The following is a 20,959-nucleotide window of genomic DNA, read 5'->3' on the forward strand; positions in this document are numbered from 1 at the left end:
CCTTGTCGCTCGGGTTAGCGAAACCCGACGGTTTAATAGCGGGTGGCAGACCCACCCTACGGTTATTTTGCAGCAAACTCACCGGTGCCATGGCGTTTACGCCATTGCGTCAAAAAGCGGGCAACGCGATTGAGTGCATCAGTGAGGTCGTCCAAATTAGGCAGAAAAACCACGCGAAAGTGATCGTGCTGTGGCCAGTTAAAGCCGGTGCCTTGAACCAGTAGCACTTTTTCATCTTGTAGCAATTCGAGCATCAATTGCTGATCGTCGCTCACCGGGTAAATCTCTGGATCGAGTTTGGGGAACATATACAGCGCGGCTTGTGGCTTGACGACCGAAACACCGAGCATGGCGCTGAGCATGCTGTAAGCCAAATCGCGTTGTTTGGCTAAACGGCCGCCTTCGCACACTAAATCATCAATGCTTTGATAGCCGCCGAGCGCGGTTTGGATGGCGTATTGCGATGGCACATTGGCGCACAAGCGCATCGTCGCCAGCATATTGAGGCCTTCGATATAGTCTTTGGCGCAATGTTTTTCACCAGAAACAATCATCCAACCGGAGCGATAGCCGCAAGCGCGGTAGTTTTTCGACAGCCCGTTAAACGTGACAAAGAGCACATCATCGGCCAGCGAAGCGATTGAGGTGTGGCTAACCCCGTCGTAAAGCACTTTGTCGTAAATTTCATCGGCATAAATAATCAGGCCAAACTCGCGCGCCAGCGCAATGATGTCGAGCAGCACCGAGTCTGGATACAGCGCACCCGTTGGATTATTGGGGTTGATGACGACAATCGCCCGCGTTTTGGGGGTGATTTTGGCGCGCATATCGCTGATTGATGGCAGCCAACCGTCGGCTTCGTCGCAGAGATAATGCCGTGGCGTACCGCCTGCGAGGCTGACTGCGGCGGTCCAGAGCGGATAGTCTGGCATCGGTACTAAGACTTCATCACCGGTATTGAGTAAGCCTTGCATACTCATCACGATGAGCTCAGACGCGCCATTGCCAATATAAATATCGTCAACAGTAACGTCGGCGATATTTTTTTGTTGGGTGTAATGCATGATGGCTTTGCGCGCTTGAAATAAACCTTTGGAATCCACATAACCGGCGGCATTGGCCAAATTGCGAATCACATCTTGCACGACTTCTTCGGGCGCATCAAAACCAAAGTTGGCGAGGTTGCCAATATTGAGTTTGATAATGCGATGGCCTTCTTCTTCCATCTGCCGCGCTCGCTCTGGAATCGGTCCACGGATTTCGTAACAGATGTTCAATAATTTGTTGGACTTGAGGATGGCTTCCATCGTATGGCCTGCGCAAAGGTTTTTCAGGGAAACCCCGTATTCTAACGAAAGAATGAGGGAAATGGTCATCTACGTGTATTAAATCCTGAGTTCGCACGTATTTTTGCATTTTGCACACGGTGGCTTTGGTAGAATCGTTGAAAATCATTTAAATAAGGTCTGTTGTGATGAAGCTGCACCAATCCAGAGTAAAAAATGTGAATCAATTTACGGCGTATGACGCCACTGGCGTCAAAGTGAACGATGAGCGTTTTGAAGGCAGCGTTTTGGTGTTGCCTAATGAAATCCATTCGTGGCGTCCAACGTCGTTTGCCGCTTTAACGGCAGAAGACTTTGCTGACTTGTTGGTGTATGAGCCTGAACTGGTGCTGTTGGGGACGGGAAGCAAGATTCAGTTTCCCCATCCACAGCTGTATGCGGCGCTATCGAGTCAAAGAATTGGGGTCGATGTGATGGATACCGGTGCTTTGTGCCGAACTTTTAATGTGCTCACGGCAGAAAATCGCCGTGTTTTGGCCTTGGTTTTACATACTTAATTCAACTTTCTTGTCATGAATTAGTAAAATCAATCTGTTATTTTCATTGCGTATGAATGAATGTTATTTCGGGTTGCTTATTAATTTTTGTTAGGTATTTGTTTGTAGATAAATACAGATAAGCCTTAGGTGTTTATACCCATCGCTTATTTCTTGTAAGTCATCCGATTTTCACCCTGATTGGGGAAATAAAATGAAAGTGACGGTTATTGGCTCGGGCTACGTTGGCTTGGTGACGGCAACGTGTTTGGCGGAGTACGGCAATGATGTGCTGTGTTTGGACGTGGATGCGAGCAAAATTGAGTTGCTCAATCAAGGTGGCGTACCGATCTATGAGCCGGGCTTAGAAGAAATGATCAAGCGCAATCGTGCTGCTGCAAGATTACGTTTTACAACCAATATTGCTGAATCGGTGGCGCATGGCACGATTCAATTTATTGCCGTGGGCACGCCACCCAATGAAGATGGCTCGGCCGATTTGCAATATGTTGTGGCGGCGGCAAGTCATATTGGCCGCCACATGAATACCTATAAAGTGATTGTGAATAAATCCACGGTACCTGTGGGCACGGGGGATGAAGTCCGCGCTGTGATTGCCAATCAATTGGCGCAGCGCGGTTTAAACTCGAGTTTTGCCGTTGTTGCCAACCCGGAGTTTTTAAAAGAAGGGGCGGCGATTGATGATTTTATGCGGCCAGATCGAATTGTGATTGGCTGTGAGGATGAAACGGCGAGCGATTTATTGCATGCTTTATACGCGCCGTTCGTGCGTAATCATGATCGAATTTTATTGATGGATCTTCGTTCGGCTGAAATGACCAAATATGCGGCTAATGCCATGTTGGCGACGCGTATTTCATTGATGAATGAATTGGCCAATTTAGCTGAAATTTTAGGTGCTGATATTGAGCTGGTGCGCAAAGGGATCGGTGCCGATCCGCGCATTGGCTACCATTTTTTATATCCAGGTGTGGGCTATGGCGGCTCGTGCTTTCCGAAAGACGTACAAGCATTGCAACGCACGGCGAACGAAAATGGCATTCAGCTGCAGGTGCTTTCGGCCGTGGAGCAAGCCAATTTAGCGCAAAAATCAGTCATTATTCATAAAATTAATCAGCGTTTTGCCGGTAATTTAAGTGGCATGCATTTTGCATTGTGGGGGTTAGCATTCAAACCCAATACCGATGATATGCGCGATGCCCCTAGCCGCGTATTAATTGAGTATCTATTGGCGCAAGGCGCAACGATTGCGGCGTATGATCCGGTGGCGATGACGGAGGCGCGGCGGATCATGCCCAATGCCACTGGGCTGCACTATGGGGAAAGCCCTCAGGCGGTGTTGGTGCAGGCGGATGCCTTGGTGATCATGACCGAGTGGAAGGTGTTTCGCAGTCCGGATTTTGCTGAAATAAAAGCCTTATTGTCGCAGGCGATTATTTTTGATGGACGAAATTTGTACGAACCGCAGTATTTGGCCAAGCAGGGTTTTGAGTATTATCCGATTGGCCGCAAGCAAATTTATCCGGCAAACGTGAGTAGCACATCGCTGGCCGAGCAATCTACTGAAGCGCTGTATTGAATCGGGATTAAATAGATCTTTAATGGGTTGATCGTCGCGTGCGGCAACGATCAACCTTTGTGGTACTTACATGCCGCCGCTTTGTTGGTAGCGTTTTTCTAAGTGACTCACGCCTGCGGCCAGTATCAAGGTCATGATTAAGTAAATAAATGAAATGGTGAGATACGGCTCCCAATACCGTGAATAGGCCCCAGCAACGGTACGTGCCGCGTAGGCCAGTTCAGCCAAGCCAATGGCCGACACCAAGGAGCTGTCTTTAACCAGCATAATGGCTTCATTGCCAAGTGGCGGCAACATGCGGCGGAATGCTTGCGGAATAATCACAAAGCGCATGGTTTGCCCGTAAGACATGCCGAGCGAGCGTGATGCCTCAAACTGCCCTTTGGCAATCGATTGAATCCCCGCGCGGAAAATTTCGGTAATGTAGGCACCGGCATTTAAAGTTAGCGCAACCAGACCGGATAAAAATGCGCCGTACTCTTGCCGTAATGTGGCCGCCATATCGCCACTCAGTAAAATGCCGGTATCGGGATGGACCAATAACGGCATGACGGCAAAATGTGTTAATAGAATTTGTACGAACAGCGGTGTGCCACGAAAAAACGTCACATAAGCAGTGGCTGGCCAGCGTAGTAGTAGTTTAACTGGATATTTCCAGACACCGTGTTTGACCTCTGCCAATCGAGCCATGCCGGCAAACAGACCAATTAAAGTCCCAACGGTCACCGCAACTAAGGTGATGCCGAGCGTCATTTTGGCGCCGTCAATAAATAGATCTCGATATTCCCAAACAATTTGTAGTTGGAAGTTTTCAAGAAGTGGTGCTGTTTGTTGGATTTGTTGCCAAATCGTAATGAAATCCATGGTCATACCTATTTGATACAGAAGAAAAAGAAGCGCGACCGTTCAGCGGTGCGCTTCTCAGGTTGATGCTGAATGCAAATTGAACGGATCAAACTTAAATGACTGCTCAGTGACTGCTCGTCATTTGCTTATTTACCAAAGTACTTGGTGTAGATTTTTTCGTAAGTGCCATCGGCTTTGATTGCGGCCAAGCCTTTATTAAGTTGCTCGATCAAGGCTTTATTGCCTTTTTTCACTGCGATACCATAGTACTCTTTGGCAAAAGTGGCATCATCGATGGTTTTTAAATTCGATTTTGGGTTGTTTGAAACAAAATTTACTACGACACCATTATCTGCAACAACGGCATCAACACCGCCATTTTCTAATTCTTTGATGGCCAGCGGGGTTGATTCAAATCGTTTAATGTTAGGGCTGGTTTTACCTTGTAACTTTTGAATCACTTCATCACCAGTCGTGCCCGTTTGTACACCGACTTTGATGGTTTTTAAATCAGTGAATTTACTTACTTTGTTCTTTTTATTTACTGCAATCAATTGTTTAGCTTCAAAGTAAGGCTCAGAGAAGTCCATTGATTGTTTACGTTCAGGGGTAATGGTGACCGATGAAATAACCATGTCACGATCGCCATTGGGTAGGGTGGCAAAAATCCCTTCCCATGGTGTATTGATAAATTTGATTTTCATCCCCGTTTTTTGGGCAATCGCTTCGAGGATATCGACGCTAAATCCCACCACTTCTTTTTTGCTGTTGAGTGATTCAAAAGGTGCATAAGCGGCATCGGTGGCAACTTGATACACTTTTGCAGCATGGGCATGTGTACTGAACATCAGACTGGCAAACAGAACGCTAGCAAGAAAACCTAGTTTTTTTGTATTCATTATTATCTCCAGGTACAACAAGAAAAAGGGCAGGACGAGAATTGTATATGAAATACACAAAATTCTCACGCTGCCCAGATGCTAGTAAGGTTTAAAGTTCAATATAATCAGGATTATCCCTAGGGTCTGTTGATGTTTGGTGTGGCAACAGACCCTCGGTTGATGGCGATCACGAGCACTTAGCCAATGATGTCATCCATTCCGCTGGATAGCTCAGACAATTCAGAAAGTTTGAAGAACAATTCGTCTTTATTGATGCCGGTCTCAACTAAGATCGAGTCAGGGATTTGTTCGGCCAGTTCTTCGATGCTTATTTTTTCTGCCGACAAAACGGTAATGAGCTTGGCTAAAAACAGAGCTGCAGTGAGCTTACTGATGGGGTCTTGGCTTAGTGGTGCGTTTTGACCGCGAATTGCCAGTTGGATCTCAACTGGGAAATTCCAGCGTCTAGCCAGCTCTTCGCCGACCATCACATAGTCAAAACCAATATTATTGGCCTCCAATGCAACGCGATCACCACCACTTTCAACAAATTTATCAATTTTGACCGCAATTTCCGGTGCGATGATATGAATCAGCATTTCACCAATATTGTGAATCATGCCGCAGGTAAAGGCGACCTCGCCATTAATCTTGGCTTGCTTGGCAAGCCATTTGCAAATGGTGGCCACGGACAGGCTGTTTTTCCAAAATGCTTTACGGTCAAAGCCAGGCGTTGCAACAAAAGCACCGGTAATACCAGAAGCCACCACCAGTGTACGCACCGTATTAAACCCTAAAACGACAACGGCTTCTTGAACTGAGCCAATTTGGCGGCTGGCACCAAAGTGTGCGGAGTTGGCAAGACGGAGTACTTTGGCGGTAATTACCTGATCCTGCGCGATTTTTTTTGCAATCGTGTCAATGTCGATGTCATCGTTGCTAAAGCTATCGATGAGTTCCTGAACGACTTTAGGAATGGTGGGTAATTTATGAGTTTGCTCAAAGACTTCTTCTAATTTCATTGGTCTTACTCCCTGTGTATTTTTGTCAGTTGCGCCTAGTCATACTAGAACACCCAAAATCACTATGCCAGTTTCCAAACGTAAAAAAGCCGTACTCATGAATTGAGTACGGCTTTGGGCGATGGAGACCGAGTTAAGAACTAGTCGTGATGGGTCTCAATTTGAGATAAGCCATCTACATCTGTGCTTTTGGCTTGAGTTTCTGTTGCAATATCTCGGCGACGGCGGACGGTTTTTGGTGGCTGAGCATCAACTGGCGTTGCAATGACAACTGCTGCGGTTGTTTCTACCATTTTTAGCTCAATGGATTCATTGACGATGATAGGTTTCGTCGCGGCATTGCGTCGACGCGCCGTTGTCGTATTGCTAACGACTTCGGGCTGATCGGCTGTCGATTGACGTGTTGCGACTTGCGTTAAGTTACTTGCTTCTAGAGGCGCTGCTTTGGTTTCAACAGCGGGAGCTTGCACATTGCTTATCGCCACACTAGCTACGACTTCTTGGTGTATGGCTGGCGTGGCAGCAACTGATTCAGTTGCAGCAGCTTGTTGCATCGCGGGTGCAGCAACAACCCGTTCTTCAGCGGCTTGGGGTGTTGAAGCGATGGTGGCCGGAGCAGCGGTAGCAACAGGAGCAACAGGAGCAACAGGAGCAACAGGAGCAGCAGGAGCAACAACAGGAGCAGCAGGAGCAGCAGGAGCAGCAGGAGCAACAACAGGAGCAACAACAGGAGCAGCAGGAGCAACAACAGGTGCAGGAGCAACAACAGGTGCAACTGTAACGACCGCTGGCGCGACAATCTCTGCCACTACTGGTGCGGTCGCGATTTGTGCTTCTGCGGTCGCCTTAATCAATTCGACCTCTGTTGCTGGCGCTTCAGTAGCAATTGCAGTACTTTCAGTTGCTGTAGTTTCGACATCCATGCGGTCACGACGATCACGACGGCCACGACGACGGCGGCTACGCGTTTCGGCATTGCCATCGGCAGACGAGGTTGCTGTGTGTTCCGGTGCAGTGGTGACTGCCGCTAAATCGGCTTTGAGGGTTTCGCTGCGCTGCTCATTGCGTGGCGCACGTTCCGCACGCGGTTGGCGCTCGGGACGTGGTTGACGCTCAGGCCGCTCGCCACGTTCAGGTCGTTCAGCTTTCTCAGGTCGATTTTGGCCGTCACGTTTTTGCAAGTCTTCTTCAATGCGTGGCTTGTTGCTTGGGCGTGCGTTACGCTCTGTGCGATCTCGACTCGCATCACGTGTTTCACTGCGTTGACCTTCTGGACGTGACTCGTTACGCGGACGACGTTGCTCATTGCGGCCACGTTGTGGGCGCGGTGCAGGTTTCGCTTCTTCAGCTTTAGCCACTTCTGGCGCCGCACTAAACCATGAAACAATTTTTTGCCATAGCGATGCTTTAACTTCGGGAGCTGCTTGACGCGTTGGACGCTCGGATGTTGCTGGCGCTGGTTGTGATGGCGTAATGCCTTTTACCGCTGCTTCTTGACGCTTGGCTTGCTCTTCTTTGGCTTTAGCTGGCTGATAGCCTTCATCAGTTGGTTGTTCAACCATGCGATAAGACGGCAGGATATCTTCAAGTTGATTGACATCATCATGACGTAAACGCGTGATGCTGTAGTTCGGTGTTTCTAAGTGTGTGTTTGGAATCAAAATCACGCCGACTTTGAGGCGATCTTCAACTGCAAACAATTCTGCGCGTTTTTCGTTGAGTAAGAATGTCGCTACATCAACAGGCACTTGTGCGTGGATTGCACCGGTGTTTTCTTTCATTGCTTCTTCTTGAATGATGCGCAAGATGTGCAATGCCGATGATTCAATACCGCGAATGAAACCAGTGCCGTGGCAACGTGGGCAAGCCATGTGGCTGGTTTCTTCTAAGCTTGGTTGCAAGCGTTGGCGTGATAATTCAAGCAGGCCGAAGCGGCTGATTTTGCCGGTCTGTACGCGAGCACGGTCGTGATGTAATGCTTCACGGACGCGGTTTTCTACTTCGCGTTGGTTTTTCGGGTTTTCCATGTCGATAAAGTCGATCACGATCAAACCACCGACGTCACGCAAACGCATTTGACGGGCAATTTCATCGGCCGCTTCAAGGTTGGTACGTACTGCGGTTTCTTCGATATCGCCACCGCGCGTGGCTTTGGCCGAGTTGACGTCGATTGACCACAAGGCTTCGGTGCGATCGAGTACGATGGCGCCGCCTGATGGCAAGCTCACTTCGCGTGAATAGGCGGTTTCAATTTGATGTTCGATTTGAAAGCGTGAAAACAGAGGCACATCATCTTGATAGAATTTGACTTTGTGCGCGCTGCCCGGCATCACGTGCGCCATAAATTGCTGCGCTTGCTCGTAGATGTCACGTTTGTCGATGAGTAATTCACCGATATCCGGTTGGAAATAATCGCGGATGGCGCGAATCACCAGGCTAGATTCTTGATAGATCAAGAATGCGCCAGTTTGTTTGGTTGCTGCGTCTTCGATGGCGCGCCACAGTTGTAGCAAATAGGACAAGTCCCACTGCAATTCTTCGGCGTTGCGGCCAATGGCGGCAGTGCGGGCAATCAGGCTGGTGCCAACTGGCGTATCCAGCTGATCCATCGCGGCGCGTAATTCATTGCGCTCTTCGCCTTCGATACGGCGAGAAACACCGCCGCCACGTGGGTTATTTGGCATTAAAACTAAATAACGACCGGCCAAGCTGATGTAGGTAGTGAGGGCTGCGCCTTTATTGCCGCGTTCGTCTTTTTCGACTTGAACGATGACTTCTTGGCCTTCAGAAAGATTGCCAGCGACGCGGCCACGGCCACCTTCGCCATCACCCATATAAGAGCGAGCAATTTCTTTAAACGGCAAAAAGCCATGACGGTCGCAACCGTAGTCAACAAAACACGCTTCAAGCGATGGCTCGATGCGAGTGATGACGCCTTTGTAGATATTGGATTTACGTTGTTCTTTGCCAACGGTTTCAATGTCGAGATCGATCAGTTTTTGACCGTCGACAATCGCAACACGTAGCTCTTCAGCTTGTGTTGCGTTAAATAGCATGCGCTTCATGTAGGACTCCGGCGCACACTGCTCAGATTGAGTGCAAATCAACAGGGTGATGAAGACGGCAGTTCGGCACAATAAGTAGTCATGCTATCTGGCACAGATTGAAATTAAATCTGTGGGAGGTAACACAATGGCTAGTTGTTGTGGCTTAGGAACTGGGTATCGTTCTCCACAATAATCATTATGAGGTCTGTCTAGCTATACCCTAAGTTTCTTTGGTTTAGACAACTTAGTGTGAATCAATCCGGTCAGTGCACTAATGTAATAAATCAATTACCATCGCTGCTTGATGCTACGGTGAGCGTTATAACCGTTCTCCGACTCTGATAACCGACGTCATCGCTCTGGCATGACGAGCCCCGCGCATCAGCTCCAAATCTGGAGTTGGCAGATAAAGTATTTTTATCTACGGCGGGAAAGAATTCGTCAGCTGATAACGCTGAGTTTGCGGTCAAAGAGCGGAACTTTTAATTAGATCGGTGGTGTGCTTTGGTAAAGCCTCACCACGGGCAATTTAGCAGTATTTTTTCATCAATACCTAAATTGCGTTGCCACCCCAGTCTTTAAGTATTTAGCTTAAAGCGGCCACAACTTGCTGCAAATTGCAGCGCGTCACAGAGTATATGTCAATATGTCCGAGACTAGCAAAGCGTCTGTCACTTTCGTGACGGTCGAAGCAGAAGATGCCGGTCAACGGCTCGATAATTTTTTATTAAAAATGTTGAAAGGGGTGCCTAAAAGCCATGTTTATCGCATTGTTCGCGCTGGCGAGATTCGAGTAAATAAGGGGCGCGTCGATGTGACTTATCGCATTGTTGCAAATGATGTGATTCGCATTCCACCAGTGCGTGTGGCAGAGAAAGCGCCGGTGCCGGCGACCGTTTCTGGTGCTGCGCAGGCAGTACAAATTCCGGTCGTTTTTGAAGACGATGCCTTGATTGTATTAAATAAACCGTCTGGCATGGCCGTGCATGGCGGATCCGGAATTAGCTTTGGGGTGATTGAGCTTTTGCGGGCGCAAAGGCCACAAGCCAAATTCTTAGAATTGGTGCATCGCTTAGATCGCGATACCTCTGGATTATTACTGGTGGCTAAAAAGCGCAGTGCTTTAGTTAAGATGCACGAAGTGTTGCGTGAAAACCACCGCATTGATAAGCGTTACCTGGCTTTGGTTGAAGGTGTTTGGCCGAATGAACGCAGTCATGTGAAATTTAAACTGCTTAAGTATGAAACACCAGAAGGTGAGCGACGAGTCAAAGTGCATAGCGACGGCTTAACGTCTCAGACCACCGTAAATCGTAAGCAAGTGTGGGCAGATCAAGCCAGTTTGCTTGAATGTGAACTTAAAACCGGTCGAACGCATCAAATTCGGGTGCATTTATCTGCCAGTGGTCATGCGATTTTAGGCGACGATAAGTACGGCGATCTCTCCGTGAATAAAACCGTAGCTAGGCGTGGTTTGAAGCGGATGTTTTTACACGCTTGGCGCTTAAGTTTGGATCACCCTTTGACGGGCGAGCGGATGGTGCTTGAAGCGCCTTTGCCCGTCGAGTTGCAATCATATTTAGATATATTGAATTCTCAAGGAAAATAATGAGCCGACAATTTGATTTATTGGTGTTCGATTGGGACGGCACCTTGATGGATAGTACCGGCATGATTGCACGCTCGATTCAGCGTGCTTTTCTCGATGTCGGTTTGGTTGCACCGAGTGATAAGGATGCACGCTTTGTCATCGGTTACGGCCTACATGAAGCGATGCAATATTTGGGGCCACAATTAAATGCTGAGCAAATTCAGCGTATTGTTGATGCTTACCGTGGTCATTTTTTAACTCAAGACCATGAGTTACAGCTTTATCCGGGTGTAGAAGCGGGTTTGTTACGTTTACAAGCTGCAGGTTTTCGCATGGCGGTAGCCACCGGAAAGTCACGCGCAGGTTTGGATCGTGTGTTAGCCGCGACGGGATTGTCGCCATTTTTTGAGGTGAGCCGCACTGCGGATGAAGCTTTTTCTAAGCCGCATCCTGCAATGTTGGAATACATTCTGGATGCATGCGATATCGAAGGACATCGGGCTTTAATGATTGGCGATACCACGCATGATTTACAGCTGGCAATCAATGCCGGAACGGCGAGTGTGGCATTAAGCTATGGTGCACATTCGTTAGAAGAGTTGTTGTCTTTGCAGCCCTTGGCGCATTTTGATGATTTTAGTCGATTGACGGATTGGATTTTGGCGCATGGCTGAGCGCCAAATTTGCGTGTCGACGGATGTGGTTGAGTGTGGCTTGGCGTTTCGCTTTGGTTTGAGACAGCAAGGACGAGAACGTCAAGCCATCTTGATTCGTTTTCAGGGGGTAGTGTATGGCTACCTCAATGAATGTGCGCATATTCCGATTGAACTCGATTACAATCTCGGCGATGTATTTGACTTGAGCCGACAGTATTTAGTCTGTTCTACCCACGGTGCTTATTACGATCCTCGCAATGGTCTATGTTTAGGTGGCCCATGCGCGGGGAAACGATTGCAATCGATTGCTGTATTTGAACAAGATGAGGCCATTTGGCTGACTGAGGAAGGAAATAGGAATGAATGAAGCGCAAGAGCGTAGTGTTTTGCAAGAGGTGCTCGGCGCCTCGATTAAAGAACAACGTCGCGCACGTCGGTGGGGAATCTTCTTTAAGTTACTGACCTTTAGTTATTTATTTCTCATCTTGGCTTTGCTAATGGGCTGGTTGGGCAAAGATGGTGATAAAGCCAGCATGAAAGCGCATACCGCGGTCGTGGATCTGCAAGGCACAATTGCCGCTGGTGGCGAGGTGACGAGTGCGCTGATAACCGAAGGTTTGCGCGCTGCGTTTGAGGACAAAAATACCAAAGCAGTTATTTTGCGTGCCAATAGTCCAGGTGGCAGCCCTGTTCAAGCGGGCATGATGCACGATGAAATTCAGCGGCTCAAAAAACTGCATCCACAAATCCCTTTTTATGTGGTGATTGAAGATATCTGCGCTTCGGGTTGTTATTACGCCGCAGTAACCGGTCAACAAATTTATGCGGATAAGGCATCGATTGTGGGGTCGATCGGCGTATTGATGGATGGTTTTGGTTTTACGGGGGCCATGGAAAAAGTCGGGATTGAGCGTCGTTTACTCACTGCAGGGGCCAACAAAGGCTTTTTAGATCCATTTTCACCACAAAGCGCTGAACAAAAAGAGCGCGCTATTGATATGCTCGATGAAATCCATCAGCAATTTATTGGCGTAGTTAAAGCGGGGCGTGGTAAAAAATTGGCTGACAATCCTGATTTATTCTCGGGTCTTGTTTGGTCAGGTGAAACAGGCGTTAAACTTGGTTTAGTCGATGGCTTAGGCTCGGTTGAAAGTGTGGCGCGTGATATTGTCAAAGTCGATAACATCGTTGATTTTACGCCGCAACCGACTTATGCCGATCGCTTGGCACGTCAATTGGGGGTTGCTGCGGCAACCACTTTAAGCACTCATCTTGGTTTACAAATCAAATAAGTAGGCTTTATGGCACGCAAACAACGGCATGAAGAGCATGAAAATCATGAAAGATGGCTGGTTTCTTATGCCGACTTTATCACGCTGTTGTTTGCTTTTTTTGTGGTGATGTATGCGATTTCATCGGTGAATGAGGGCAAGTACAAAGTGCTCTCCAATTCATTAGTCGATGCATTTAAGCCACAGCAAAATCCGCCCGCCGTGCAATTAGATAACCAAGCAATCAAAGGTAGTCCACCACAAATTAAATTAGCGCCTCAAACCAGTCCAAACAACCCTAAACTCGAGCAACAAACGCAAAAAATGAAAGGTATGGCCAATGACTTGCGCGAGTCATTGGGCAGTCTGATTGATCAGGGCAAGGTGAAAGTGACACAGTCAAAACGTGGGATTGCTGTCGAAATTAGTGATTCAATTTTATTTGATACTGGACGTGCAGACCTACAAGCCAGCTCAGAAGACGCTTTAAGCACCATTGCCGACTTGGTTAAAGGGAGTGACAACCTTATACAAGTGGAGGGTCATACCGATAATCAACCGATTCGAGCTGGGCAATTTCCAAGTAATTGGGAGCTTTCAGCCGCTCGCGCGGCGAGTGTGGTGCGTCTATTTGAGCAGGCAGGCGTTGCGCCGCAGCGAATGGCGGCAATTGGTTTTGGTGAGTTTCGGCCCATGGATACCAACGATGCTGCGCAAGGACGCGCTAAAAATCGCCGCGTGACCTTAAATATTTTGGCAGATAACAAAGATGAAGTTGCCATCTTGCCGAGCAATCCATAGCCTGAATATTATTTTTCGATAAAGCGGTATGTTAGCCCGGTAATCTCCCCACTGATTTATTTGAGTATCGCCAAGATGTGTTGATTATTAGCTCGTTCTATCGTTATTTACGCCATTGTATTGCGTGCTGTAGCGATCTTCATCGCACGTAAACGTTCTATCTCTCAGTTATTCCCCCGCCTTCCAATTTGTAGTTACCAAAACGGGTATAAGGCCCAGTCCCAAGTATTTTGCGGCTTCGGGCCTGATACCTCGTATCTTGCCTCTGGCCAAAAGCCGTACAAACCCAGTCGGAAAACAAACCTCAACAGACCCTAATGCAGTGCTACTAAATTTAGTGATTGATTCTTGAACAAAGTGGTTTAGTGGATTTAAAAACGCGCCGACCATGGTGTTAAATAGAAAATCAAGTAAATACTTTCTTCAGTATTTTTTTTTAATTAATTTTATCCGTTGAATTGTGACAATTCTCGCAATTTTAAAATTAAGCAACTAACCTGATTGTAGTCATATCGATGTAGGCTGAGTGCCAAGGGGTGAGCTTTGCAGGATTTTTCATCGGCGAGTAATGATCAGCTGCCATTTTTTTTTCAGCAGCTTGAGGAGTTATTTTTATTCGATATTGAACAAGCTTATGCGGCAAGTTGCGCCTTATTAGCACGCTGTAAGCAAATGGAACTATCGGCACTTCAGTTAACTAAAATGCAGCTACTTCACAGCAAAATGTTATGGGGCAAGGGGCAATATCATGCTGCTCTATATGCAATAACACAGATACTAAAAAAAATTCAGAATCATTCTTTATTTGAATTAAAAGCTGAAGCTTATTTATGGCGTGGGCAATGTAATCTTAATTTGAAGCGTCATGTTATTGCCGTGGAAGATTTTACTTATGCCGTAGAATTGGCATTAGAGTATTCTCAGATTAGTATTGCGATTGAGTCTTATGTGAATATTAGCCAGATTTATTATTTTGCAGAGCAATATGATGCTTCAAAAGAAATATTAATTATTGGGTATCGTTTAGCCGTTTTACTAAATGATCACAAGCAAATTACCAAAAGTGGGATTTTTTTATCTAACTATCTAAATGAGTCAGGCGATCATGCCAGTGCACTTTATATTCTTAATCAAATAGAATCTAGTGCTCTGCAATATGGCGATATGACATGGGTGGTTGAGGCTGGTGTTAATATTGCTTCTGCGTATGCCGGAATGAATGAAACTGAATTGGCTGAGGTTTATTTTGAATCCATGCTCGCCATTTCAAATTTTAATCATGCACTTTGGGCAAAATCATTAACATTGTTGAAATATGGTGAGTTTTTAATTTATCAAAATCGATTTGAAGAAGCTATTGCTTGCTTAAAAATTGCAGTTGAAGGGATTAATCAATTTGATTATGGCAATGTAAGGCAGCAAAGTGCTAAATTGCTATTGAATGCATATAAGCACATTGGTGATTTTAAGTCTGCATTGTGTGAAATAAAAAAATATAAGCAATTTTCTGAATCATTATTAAATAATCATTTACTCCATGACTTAAAAGGAAGCGCATTAAATTTATCAAGACTAGATCGATCTAGAAAAAAAATAATTAAAACGAGGCAGAATTTTGAGCATATGCTGGATTTAATTTCCCCTGGAGAATCTAGGGTTCGCTACCAGCAATTTAAATTGAAGTGTTTGAGCGCGACTTGCTCGATTGAAATAATTCATGTTCAGCTACTTGGCTTGTTATATGTTACAGGACTGTATTTACAGAAAATGAATGCCTTATTGCGTGAGTATTGCTTGGCTGAATCAACATGGACCAAATTACCTAATTTTTCCTACTTAATTATTCCGGACCAAGCCTATGTAAATTCCGCGATGGCGTTGAGTCAGCTAGTAAAAATAATCGATGGTTTTCCATGGCGTTGGCATGGGTTAAATCCGCCGGCAGTCAAAATTCAATTAATTCCGATTCAGTCCGCAATTGAATTGCTTTCACCTTTGGAAGAGGGAGGCCAAAAAATTGAATTACTTATTTAATGAAAAAAACAAATTAGCCTTTACTCAAACCATTGAATCTCAATTTTTTGACGTAGAGAAAGCATATTGGGATGCCGGATCGGATAGTCGTAATTTGTGTGTAGATTTGCTACAGCGCTGTAAGTATGAAGCACATCCTTGGCTGGGATATGCCTATGCACTCTATGGACGAATTTTATTGGCGTTTGATGAAAATATTAAAGCATTAACATGGCTACAAAAAGGATATAAGTCTGTTGAAAAAAATAAAGATATCGAGCACCTACCTTTCACCATGTTGTGGCTTGGGGTTGCGTTGGAGAGAAATAGTAAATACATATTGGCGATTGAGACTTGGGTTAAAACAATTGATTTGGCTTTGGAATTAACTCAATTAGAGTATGGTGTTGAGGCATATTTAAATGCCTCAATGGTGTATTATCATTTAGGTCAATATGAAAACGCAGATATTTTAATGCGTAATGGATTGAAATTGGCAGAATCAATTCATAGTAATAAATTAATTGCTAAAAGTGGCATATTTTTGATGGAGGGTTTGTTACTATCGGAACGGTATGATGCCGCTTTGGCTTTACTGACTCGAATTGAACCCTATGCATTGGCCCATGGTGATATGACATGGCTGGTGCAAATTTGTAATGGTTATGCGATTTCATATTGGAAAAATGCTAACAATGAATTGGCTGTGTTTTACTATGAAGCTGCTTTGGCAATCGCCAAGCATTATAAAATGATGTGGGGTTATTGTATTACAGCTATTAACTATGGCGAAGGTTTGCAAGGCAATAATCAGCTGGGTGATATTTTCCCTATTTTATTGAGTGCGAAAAAAATATTAAAAGATATTAATCATAATGATTTAGATGCTAGATTGAATTATTTACTTTATCAGGCGTACCGTGAATATGGTGATTATGCTGCAGCCTTAAGTGTATTACGCGCTTATGAGCGGCAAACCATTCGACATATTACGGATGAAATCGGTGAGAAAGGAGTTAGATTAAATTTAAATCGCTTGGATAAGGCGCGTAGTTTATTGATTAGAACGCATATTAAATTTGAAAAACTAGCTGGCTGGGTTGTTCCTGGTGTTTCATTGCAACATTTAAGACAGTTTCGTTTGCGATGTGAGTCCGCTGATTTTAGTGATCGAGTGATTGAACTTACATTTGATTTATTGATTGACTCGGTTATTGAACAGCGTATTTCGATATTACTTAATGATTATTGTGCTTTGAGTGATTTATGGGTCTTTGTACCACCATATCGTTATATTATCTATCCAAAAGAATCGAGTTTCATTTTAATGGATTTTGCTCAGTCTTTGTCCTTTGTCCTTTGCCATTGAAGCATTACCATGGGAGCGATATGGAAAAGATAAAATAAAAGTTAAATTTAAACTACAGCTTGCCAATGAGACCATGCTTAGACAGGTTGATGTTTTATTGAAAAAGGAGCTGGAGTATGTCTGAGCAACTGGCCAATTTATTATTACAGCAAAAACAGTTTAGAAGGCATAATTTTCAGCAGGCATTGTTACTGTCAGCACAGTTGATCGAAAAAGCCGAAGAAGTCGATAATGAAACTATATTAGCTCAGGCGTTGTTTTTACGTGGCGAGGCATTTGAAAAAACAGGAAATTATATTTCCGCTCGGCAGACATTAGAGTCGGCATTAAAAATTACCGTGAAATTGAATTTAGATGCATTATTGTTAGATATTTATGAGTGCTTAGGTAAAGTTTATTATATTTTAGGTGATTTAAATACGGCATTAAGTACTTGGGGGCAGTGTCTTGAGTTAGCGCTTGATCAGCATTCTATTGTGCATTACATCAAAGCATATGTTGGTATTGGTGGTGTATATCTGTATTTTGATATGGCTGAAGAATCATTACGGCATCATAAAATTGCTTATGATTATGTTCAAGAATTAAATGATGACCAATTACTAATGATGTTGCATTTATGGCTAGGGCATGATTATCAGCGATTAGCACAGCATGAATTAGCATTGCAGCATTTGGCATCTTGTCGTGCACTTTACTCGCAAACGAATGATGCCGCGATGATGAGTGAAGCGATTATGCATTCTGGTTTTTCGCAGCTGGGTTTGGGGCGATACAACGAAGCAAGACAGTGCTTTTTACAAACGATTACTTTGTCACAACGCCACCATTATGCATGGTCTACGGTAATGGGGCAGCTCGGGATTGCTGAGGTTGCCTTATTGCAAGGCGATATGCAGGTAGCTTTGGTTGAATCGCAACATGCACTTGATGCCGCCTATCAAGGCGGTTCACAGCATCAAGAAATGAAAGCGAGTCGCATTCAGTCTGCAGTCTATGAGCATATGGGCCAGTTTGAATTGGCGCTCACTTTGTATGAGCGCCATACTGAATTGGCGATTAAATTAGCTAAAGAGCGAACTTTTACCCAAATAGAAAGTAGCACGATGCGCAAGATCTCGCGCATGGAAATGCGATTGAAATTATTAAAATCAGAGCAGCAAAAACAAAATATTTTAAATGAAAGTATTCGACAACAAGCAGAGCACCTTGCTGAGAAAAACACATTAATTGCGATTAATCAGGCGAAAAGTGATTTCCTAGCATTAATTAGTCATGAGATTCGAACTCCGTTGTCGGGTGTCATTGGCATGCTACGCTTGGCGGGCGGGCAAAAAGAATTGCGACCAGCGACGCGTACTCAAGTTCGAATGGGCTTAGAAAATGCAGAGTTATTATTGGAAATAATTAATGATATTCTGGATGCATCAAAGATTGAATCTGGCAAACTATCGATTGAATCTATTCCGTTTGATTTGATCAAATTATTACACCAAGTGGTCGATTTTTTTACTGCACGCGCAGAGGAAAAAGGCATCACATTTATATTAAATATTGCTCGATTTAGTCCTGCAGGTTGTTTGGGCGATCCAACTCGAATACGGCAGATATTATTTAATTTAATTGGTAATTCAATTAAATTTACCGAGCAAGGGTCAGTCACAATCACCGCTTATCGTGATCATGAGCAAGTTAAGATCTTGATTAGTGATACCGGTATTGGTATGGATGAAGTAACGATTGGTCGTTTATTTCAAAAATTTGAACAGGCGGATACTTCAACAACGCGTAAATATGGGGGTACTGGCTTAGGTTTGTCAATTTGTCGTGGCTTAATTGATTTAATGGATGGCTCTTTGGGAGTAACCAGTGCACCAAATGAAGGTAGTCATTTTAGAGTTGAAGTGCCATTGCCTATCGCAGACGTTCCTATTGAGCTATCAAAATATGAATGCCCATTGCAGTCGTTAAATTATAAAATAAAAGTCTTATATGCCGAGGATGTTGAAACTAACCAATTGATTGTGCGTGCATTACTTGAAGAAATGAATCTTTCGTTGAGTGTCGTGGACAATGGTGAGGAAGCATTACGGGCTTTGTCTGAAATGAATTTTGATGTCGTTTTGATGGATTGGCGAATGCCAATTATGGATGGTATGACGGCGACACGTTTGATTCGTGAGGGGGGTAATTTACAATATCGTATTAAAGATCCTGATGTTTATATTGTCGCTTTAACCGCTAATGCCACTGCCAAAGAGCAAAGTGAGGGTATGGCGATTGGTATGAATGATTATTTAACCAAGCCGGTTTCTTCTCGTGGTTTGCATCAAGCATTAAATCAAGCGATTCATTATCAATTGCAGCGCGGTATTGTATTACCACTGATGAAAAAAACTGCTGATCAAGATATGACAAGTTTAAAAAAATCACTATCAGCGTCAGCTCTACAATGGATAGATCAATTAACTGATTTAGGTGTTGCTGTTGATGAGGCATTAGATCGATTGAATGGTAATTTATCTCGTTATCAACGCTGGCTATTGCATTTTTTTACCGAAAATCAAGATTTTTTTACTGCCATTAATCAGCTTAAAGATATCGATCATTTGGATGATTATATTGAAAAAATTCATGCAATGCGTGGTGTGTCAGGGACATTAGGCTTGATGGATTTTTATCGAACAGCGAGTGAATTAGAGCATGCCTTATTTCAGCAGCAAAAGGAAACGATCAAAAATCTACCTGATTTTTATGAATTGGAACAAGCATGGTTGCGAGCGAAAAATAAAATACTGCCGTTAATTGAAATTGAATCGATGCCGAGTGCTTTGATTCAAGCTGATGGTATTTTGCCGATCAGTAGTTTAGCCACTGCTTTAGGGTTGCAAGCGGCCTTGAAAAATAATAGTTTACGCGCTAGAAAATTACTCGTCGCTTTGCAGAAAGAATTACCAGAGTCTAAATTTAATTTGCTAGTCGACGTGACGGGTGCCTTAGAAAAATTGGACTATCCTGCTGCACTAGCCGCATTGAATCAACGAATCCCTATGGCAATGGAAGAGGTGATTATTAATGGATGAGGCTTTTATTTTGGTGGTTGATGACCAAATGAATACGATAGAAACATTGGGTGAAGTGCTGGGTGATGAGCTAGATGTGCATTTTGCTTTGAGTGCTGAGCAGGCATTAAGTCATATTGAGCGGCAATTACCTGAACTGATTTTGCTTGATATTATGATGCCAGAAATTGATGGGTTTAAATTTTGTGAGATTCTAAAGTCTAAGTTAGAAACTAGGGATATTCCAATAATTTTTATTAGCTCTTTATCATCCCCTGAGCAAGAAACTCGGGGTTTAGAGGCGGGGGCTGTTGATTATATTATTAAGCCATTTAATGCCTCAATTGTTCGTGCTCGAGTGCACAATCATTTGGAATTAAAACGGACTAAAGATTTATTGCGGGTGTTATCGCAAACCGATGTATTAACCGGAATGGCCAATCGCCGGCGATTATTTGAATTACTTGATCAAGTACAAGATCGATCATTGCGGCTTGCTCAGCCTTTGTCGATTTTGTTAATTGATGTGGATTCGTTTAAACAATATAACGATTTATATGGCCATATTGCGGGCGATGTTTGCTTGCAGCGCGTGGCTGGGGTGATTCAATCTTCATTACGCTCAGTGACGGATGTGGCGGCGCGATATGGTGGAGAAGAGTTTTGTTGTGTGCTTGAAAACTCAGATCAGGAGTTGGCGCTACAAATTGCCGAGCGAATTCGTAGCAGTATTGAGGCTTTGCAAATTCCACATTTAAATAGTGCGGTGACCCGTTGCGTGACGGTGAGTATTGGCGTGGCCACTTCAACGCCAAGCTGTCGCATTCAACATGCTCAATTATTGATGAATGCTGATAAAGCCTTATATGCGGCCAAAGATTTGGGCCGTAATCAAGTTCGTCATTTCCATTGCTTGTAAAGCTAACCAGCAAATGGCATGAATGCCTGTTCGCGGGAGATGGCTATTCTCGCTATAGG

The 20,959-nt window shown here is 44.5% G+C and carries 16 protein-coding genes; 11 read left to right on the forward strand and 5 right to left on the reverse strand.

Annotated features, from left to right (window positions below):
• Positions 1 to 62: 62 nt before the first annotated feature.
• Entirely contained in the window at positions 63 to 1,307 is a 1,245-nt protein-coding gene (locus LG219_RS04790; RefSeq protein ID WP_226763401.1) for a pyridoxal phosphate-dependent aminotransferase, read from the reverse strand.
• Between the two features lie 167 nt (positions 1,308 to 1,474).
• Between LG219_RS04790 and LG219_RS04795 the strand changes: the two genes are divergently transcribed.
• Complete coding sequence (locus LG219_RS04795; protein WP_226763402.1) at positions 1,475 to 1,843, forward strand: Mth938-like domain-containing protein; 369 nt, start codon at positions 1,475 to 1,477, stop codon at positions 1,841 to 1,843.
• A 193-nt stretch (positions 1,844 to 2,036) separates the two neighbouring features.
• The gene (locus LG219_RS04800) at positions 2,037 to 3,422 is read left to right on the forward strand and encodes a UDP-glucose dehydrogenase family protein (protein WP_226763403.1); all 1,386 of its coding nucleotides are present in this window, start codon (positions 2,037 to 2,039) and stop codon (positions 3,420 to 3,422) included.
• 66 nt (positions 3,423 to 3,488) lie between these two features.
• Here the strand turns inward: LG219_RS04800 and LG219_RS04805 are convergent, their stop codons facing one another.
• From LG219_RS04805 to LG219_RS04820, 4 genes are all read right to left on the reverse strand, one after another.
• Positions 3,489 to 4,286, reverse strand: a complete 798-nt coding sequence (locus tag LG219_RS04805; protein ID WP_226763404.1) for an amino acid ABC transporter permease — start codon at positions 4,284 to 4,286, stop codon at positions 3,489 to 3,491.
• A gap of 128 nt (positions 4,287 to 4,414) precedes the next feature.
• Positions 4,415 to 5,116, reverse strand: a complete 702-nt coding sequence (locus LG219_RS04810; RefSeq protein ID WP_226763674.1) for a basic amino acid ABC transporter substrate-binding protein — start codon at positions 5,114 to 5,116, stop codon at positions 4,415 to 4,417.
• A 230-nt stretch (positions 5,117 to 5,346) separates the two neighbouring features.
• A complete protein-coding gene (locus LG219_RS04815) occupies positions 5,347 to 6,171 on the reverse strand; it encodes an HDOD domain-containing protein (RefSeq protein ID WP_226763405.1) in 825 nt (274 codons plus the stop codon).
• Positions 6,172 to 6,311: 140 nt separating this feature from the next.
• Positions 6,312 to 9,236 (reverse strand): Rne/Rng family ribonuclease, encoded by a 2,925-nt coding sequence (locus LG219_RS04820; protein WP_226763406.1) that lies wholly within the window; start codon positions 9,234 to 9,236, stop codon positions 6,312 to 6,314.
• A 628-nt stretch (positions 9,237 to 9,864) separates the two neighbouring features.
• Here LG219_RS04820 and LG219_RS04825 point away from each other — a divergent pair.
• The 9 genes from LG219_RS04825 (at position 9,865) to LG219_RS04865 (ending at position 20,900) form a co-directional block, all read left to right on the forward strand.
• The gene (locus tag LG219_RS04825) at positions 9,865 to 10,827 is read left to right on the forward strand and encodes an RluA family pseudouridine synthase (protein WP_226763407.1); all 963 of its coding nucleotides are present in this window, start codon (positions 9,865 to 9,867) and stop codon (positions 10,825 to 10,827) included.
• Positions 10,827 to 11,483: an HAD-IA family hydrolase gene (locus LG219_RS04830; RefSeq protein ID WP_226763408.1), complete on the forward strand. Its 657-nt coding sequence runs from the start codon at positions 10,827 to 10,829 to the stop codon at positions 11,481 to 11,483. Before LG219_RS04825 ends, LG219_RS04830 begins: the two co-directional genes overlap by 1 nt.
• A complete protein-coding gene (locus LG219_RS04835) occupies positions 11,476 to 11,832 on the forward strand; it encodes a Rieske (2Fe-2S) protein (RefSeq protein ID WP_226763409.1) in 357 nt (118 codons plus the stop codon). Before LG219_RS04830 ends, LG219_RS04835 begins: the two co-directional genes overlap by 8 nt.
• On the forward strand, positions 11,825 to 12,757 hold the full coding sequence (locus LG219_RS04840) for a S49 family peptidase (protein WP_226763410.1): 933 nt from the start codon (positions 11,825 to 11,827) through the stop codon (positions 12,755 to 12,757). Before LG219_RS04835 ends, LG219_RS04840 begins: the two co-directional genes overlap by 8 nt.
• A 9-nt stretch (positions 12,758 to 12,766) precedes the next feature.
• Positions 12,767 to 13,537, forward strand: a complete 771-nt coding sequence (motD, locus tag LG219_RS04845; protein ID WP_226763411.1) for a flagellar motor protein MotD — start codon at positions 12,767 to 12,769, stop codon at positions 13,535 to 13,537.
• A gap of 543 nt (positions 13,538 to 14,080) precedes the next feature.
• A complete protein-coding gene (locus LG219_RS04850; RefSeq protein WP_226763412.1) occupies positions 14,081 to 15,571 on the forward strand; it encodes a hypothetical protein in 1,491 nt (496 codons plus the stop codon).
• Positions 15,555 to 16,919: a tetratricopeptide repeat protein gene (locus LG219_RS04855; RefSeq protein WP_226763413.1), complete on the forward strand. Its 1,365-nt coding sequence runs from the start codon at positions 15,555 to 15,557 to the stop codon at positions 16,917 to 16,919. Before LG219_RS04850 ends, LG219_RS04855 begins: the two co-directional genes overlap by 17 nt.
• 116 nt (positions 16,920 to 17,035) lie before the next feature.
• Positions 17,036 to 20,002, forward strand: coding sequence for a tetratricopeptide repeat-containing hybrid sensor histidine kinase/response regulator (locus LG219_RS04860; RefSeq protein WP_226763414.1), 2,967 nt, complete (start codon positions 17,036 to 17,038; stop codon positions 20,000 to 20,002).
• The gene (locus LG219_RS04865; protein WP_226763415.1) at positions 19,995 to 20,900 is read left to right on the forward strand and encodes a diguanylate cyclase; all 906 of its coding nucleotides are present in this window, start codon (positions 19,995 to 19,997) and stop codon (positions 20,898 to 20,900) included. Before LG219_RS04860 ends, LG219_RS04865 begins: the two co-directional genes overlap by 8 nt.
• Positions 20,901 to 20,959 lie beyond the last annotated feature (59 nt).

This window comes from Deefgea salmonis, assembly GCF_020531905.1.
GTDB lineage: Bacteria > Pseudomonadota > Gammaproteobacteria > Burkholderiales > Chitinibacteraceae > Deefgea > Deefgea salmonis.

What these genes read in the sequence shown, in the direction of transcription:
- LG219_RS04790 (WP_226763401.1), bottom strand. Translation starts at nt 1,307, where the DNA reads ATGGAAGCCATCCTCAAGTCCAACAAATTATTGAACATCTGTTACGAA.
- LG219_RS04795 (WP_226763402.1), top strand. Translation starts at nt 1,475, where the DNA reads ATGAAGCTGCACCAATCCAGAGTAAAAAATGTGAATCAATTTACGGCG.
- LG219_RS04800 (WP_226763403.1), top strand. Translation starts at nt 2,037, where the DNA reads ATGAAAGTGACGGTTATTGGCTCGGGCTACGTTGGCTTGGTGACGGCA.
- LG219_RS04805 (WP_226763404.1), bottom strand. Translation starts at nt 4,286, where the DNA reads ATGGATTTCATTACGATTTGGCAACAAATCCAACAAACAGCACCACTT.
- LG219_RS04810 (WP_226763674.1), bottom strand. Translation starts at nt 5,116, where the DNA reads ATGTTCAGTACACATGCCCATGCTGCAAAAGTGTATCAAGTTGCCACC.
- LG219_RS04815 (WP_226763405.1), bottom strand. Translation starts at nt 6,171, where the DNA reads ATGAAATTAGAAGAAGTCTTTGAGCAAACTCATAAATTACCCACCATT.
- LG219_RS04820 (WP_226763406.1), bottom strand. Translation starts at nt 9,236, where the DNA reads ATGAAGCGCATGCTATTTAACGCAACACAAGCTGAAGAGCTACGTGTT.
- LG219_RS04825 (WP_226763407.1), top strand. Translation starts at nt 9,865, where the DNA reads ATGTCCGAGACTAGCAAAGCGTCTGTCACTTTCGTGACGGTCGAAGCA.
- LG219_RS04830 (WP_226763408.1), top strand. Translation starts at nt 10,827, where the DNA reads ATGAGCCGACAATTTGATTTATTGGTGTTCGATTGGGACGGCACCTTG.
- LG219_RS04835 (WP_226763409.1), top strand. Translation starts at nt 11,476, where the DNA reads ATGGCTGAGCGCCAAATTTGCGTGTCGACGGATGTGGTTGAGTGTGGC.
- LG219_RS04840 (WP_226763410.1), top strand. Translation starts at nt 11,825, where the DNA reads ATGAATGAAGCGCAAGAGCGTAGTGTTTTGCAAGAGGTGCTCGGCGCC.
- motD (WP_226763411.1), top strand. Translation starts at nt 12,767, where the DNA reads ATGGCACGCAAACAACGGCATGAAGAGCATGAAAATCATGAAAGATGG.
- LG219_RS04860 (WP_226763414.1), top strand. Translation starts at nt 17,036, where the DNA reads ATGTCTGAGCAACTGGCCAATTTATTATTACAGCAAAAACAGTTTAGA.
- LG219_RS04865 (WP_226763415.1), top strand. Translation starts at nt 19,995, where the DNA reads ATGGATGAGGCTTTTATTTTGGTGGTTGATGACCAAATGAATACGATA.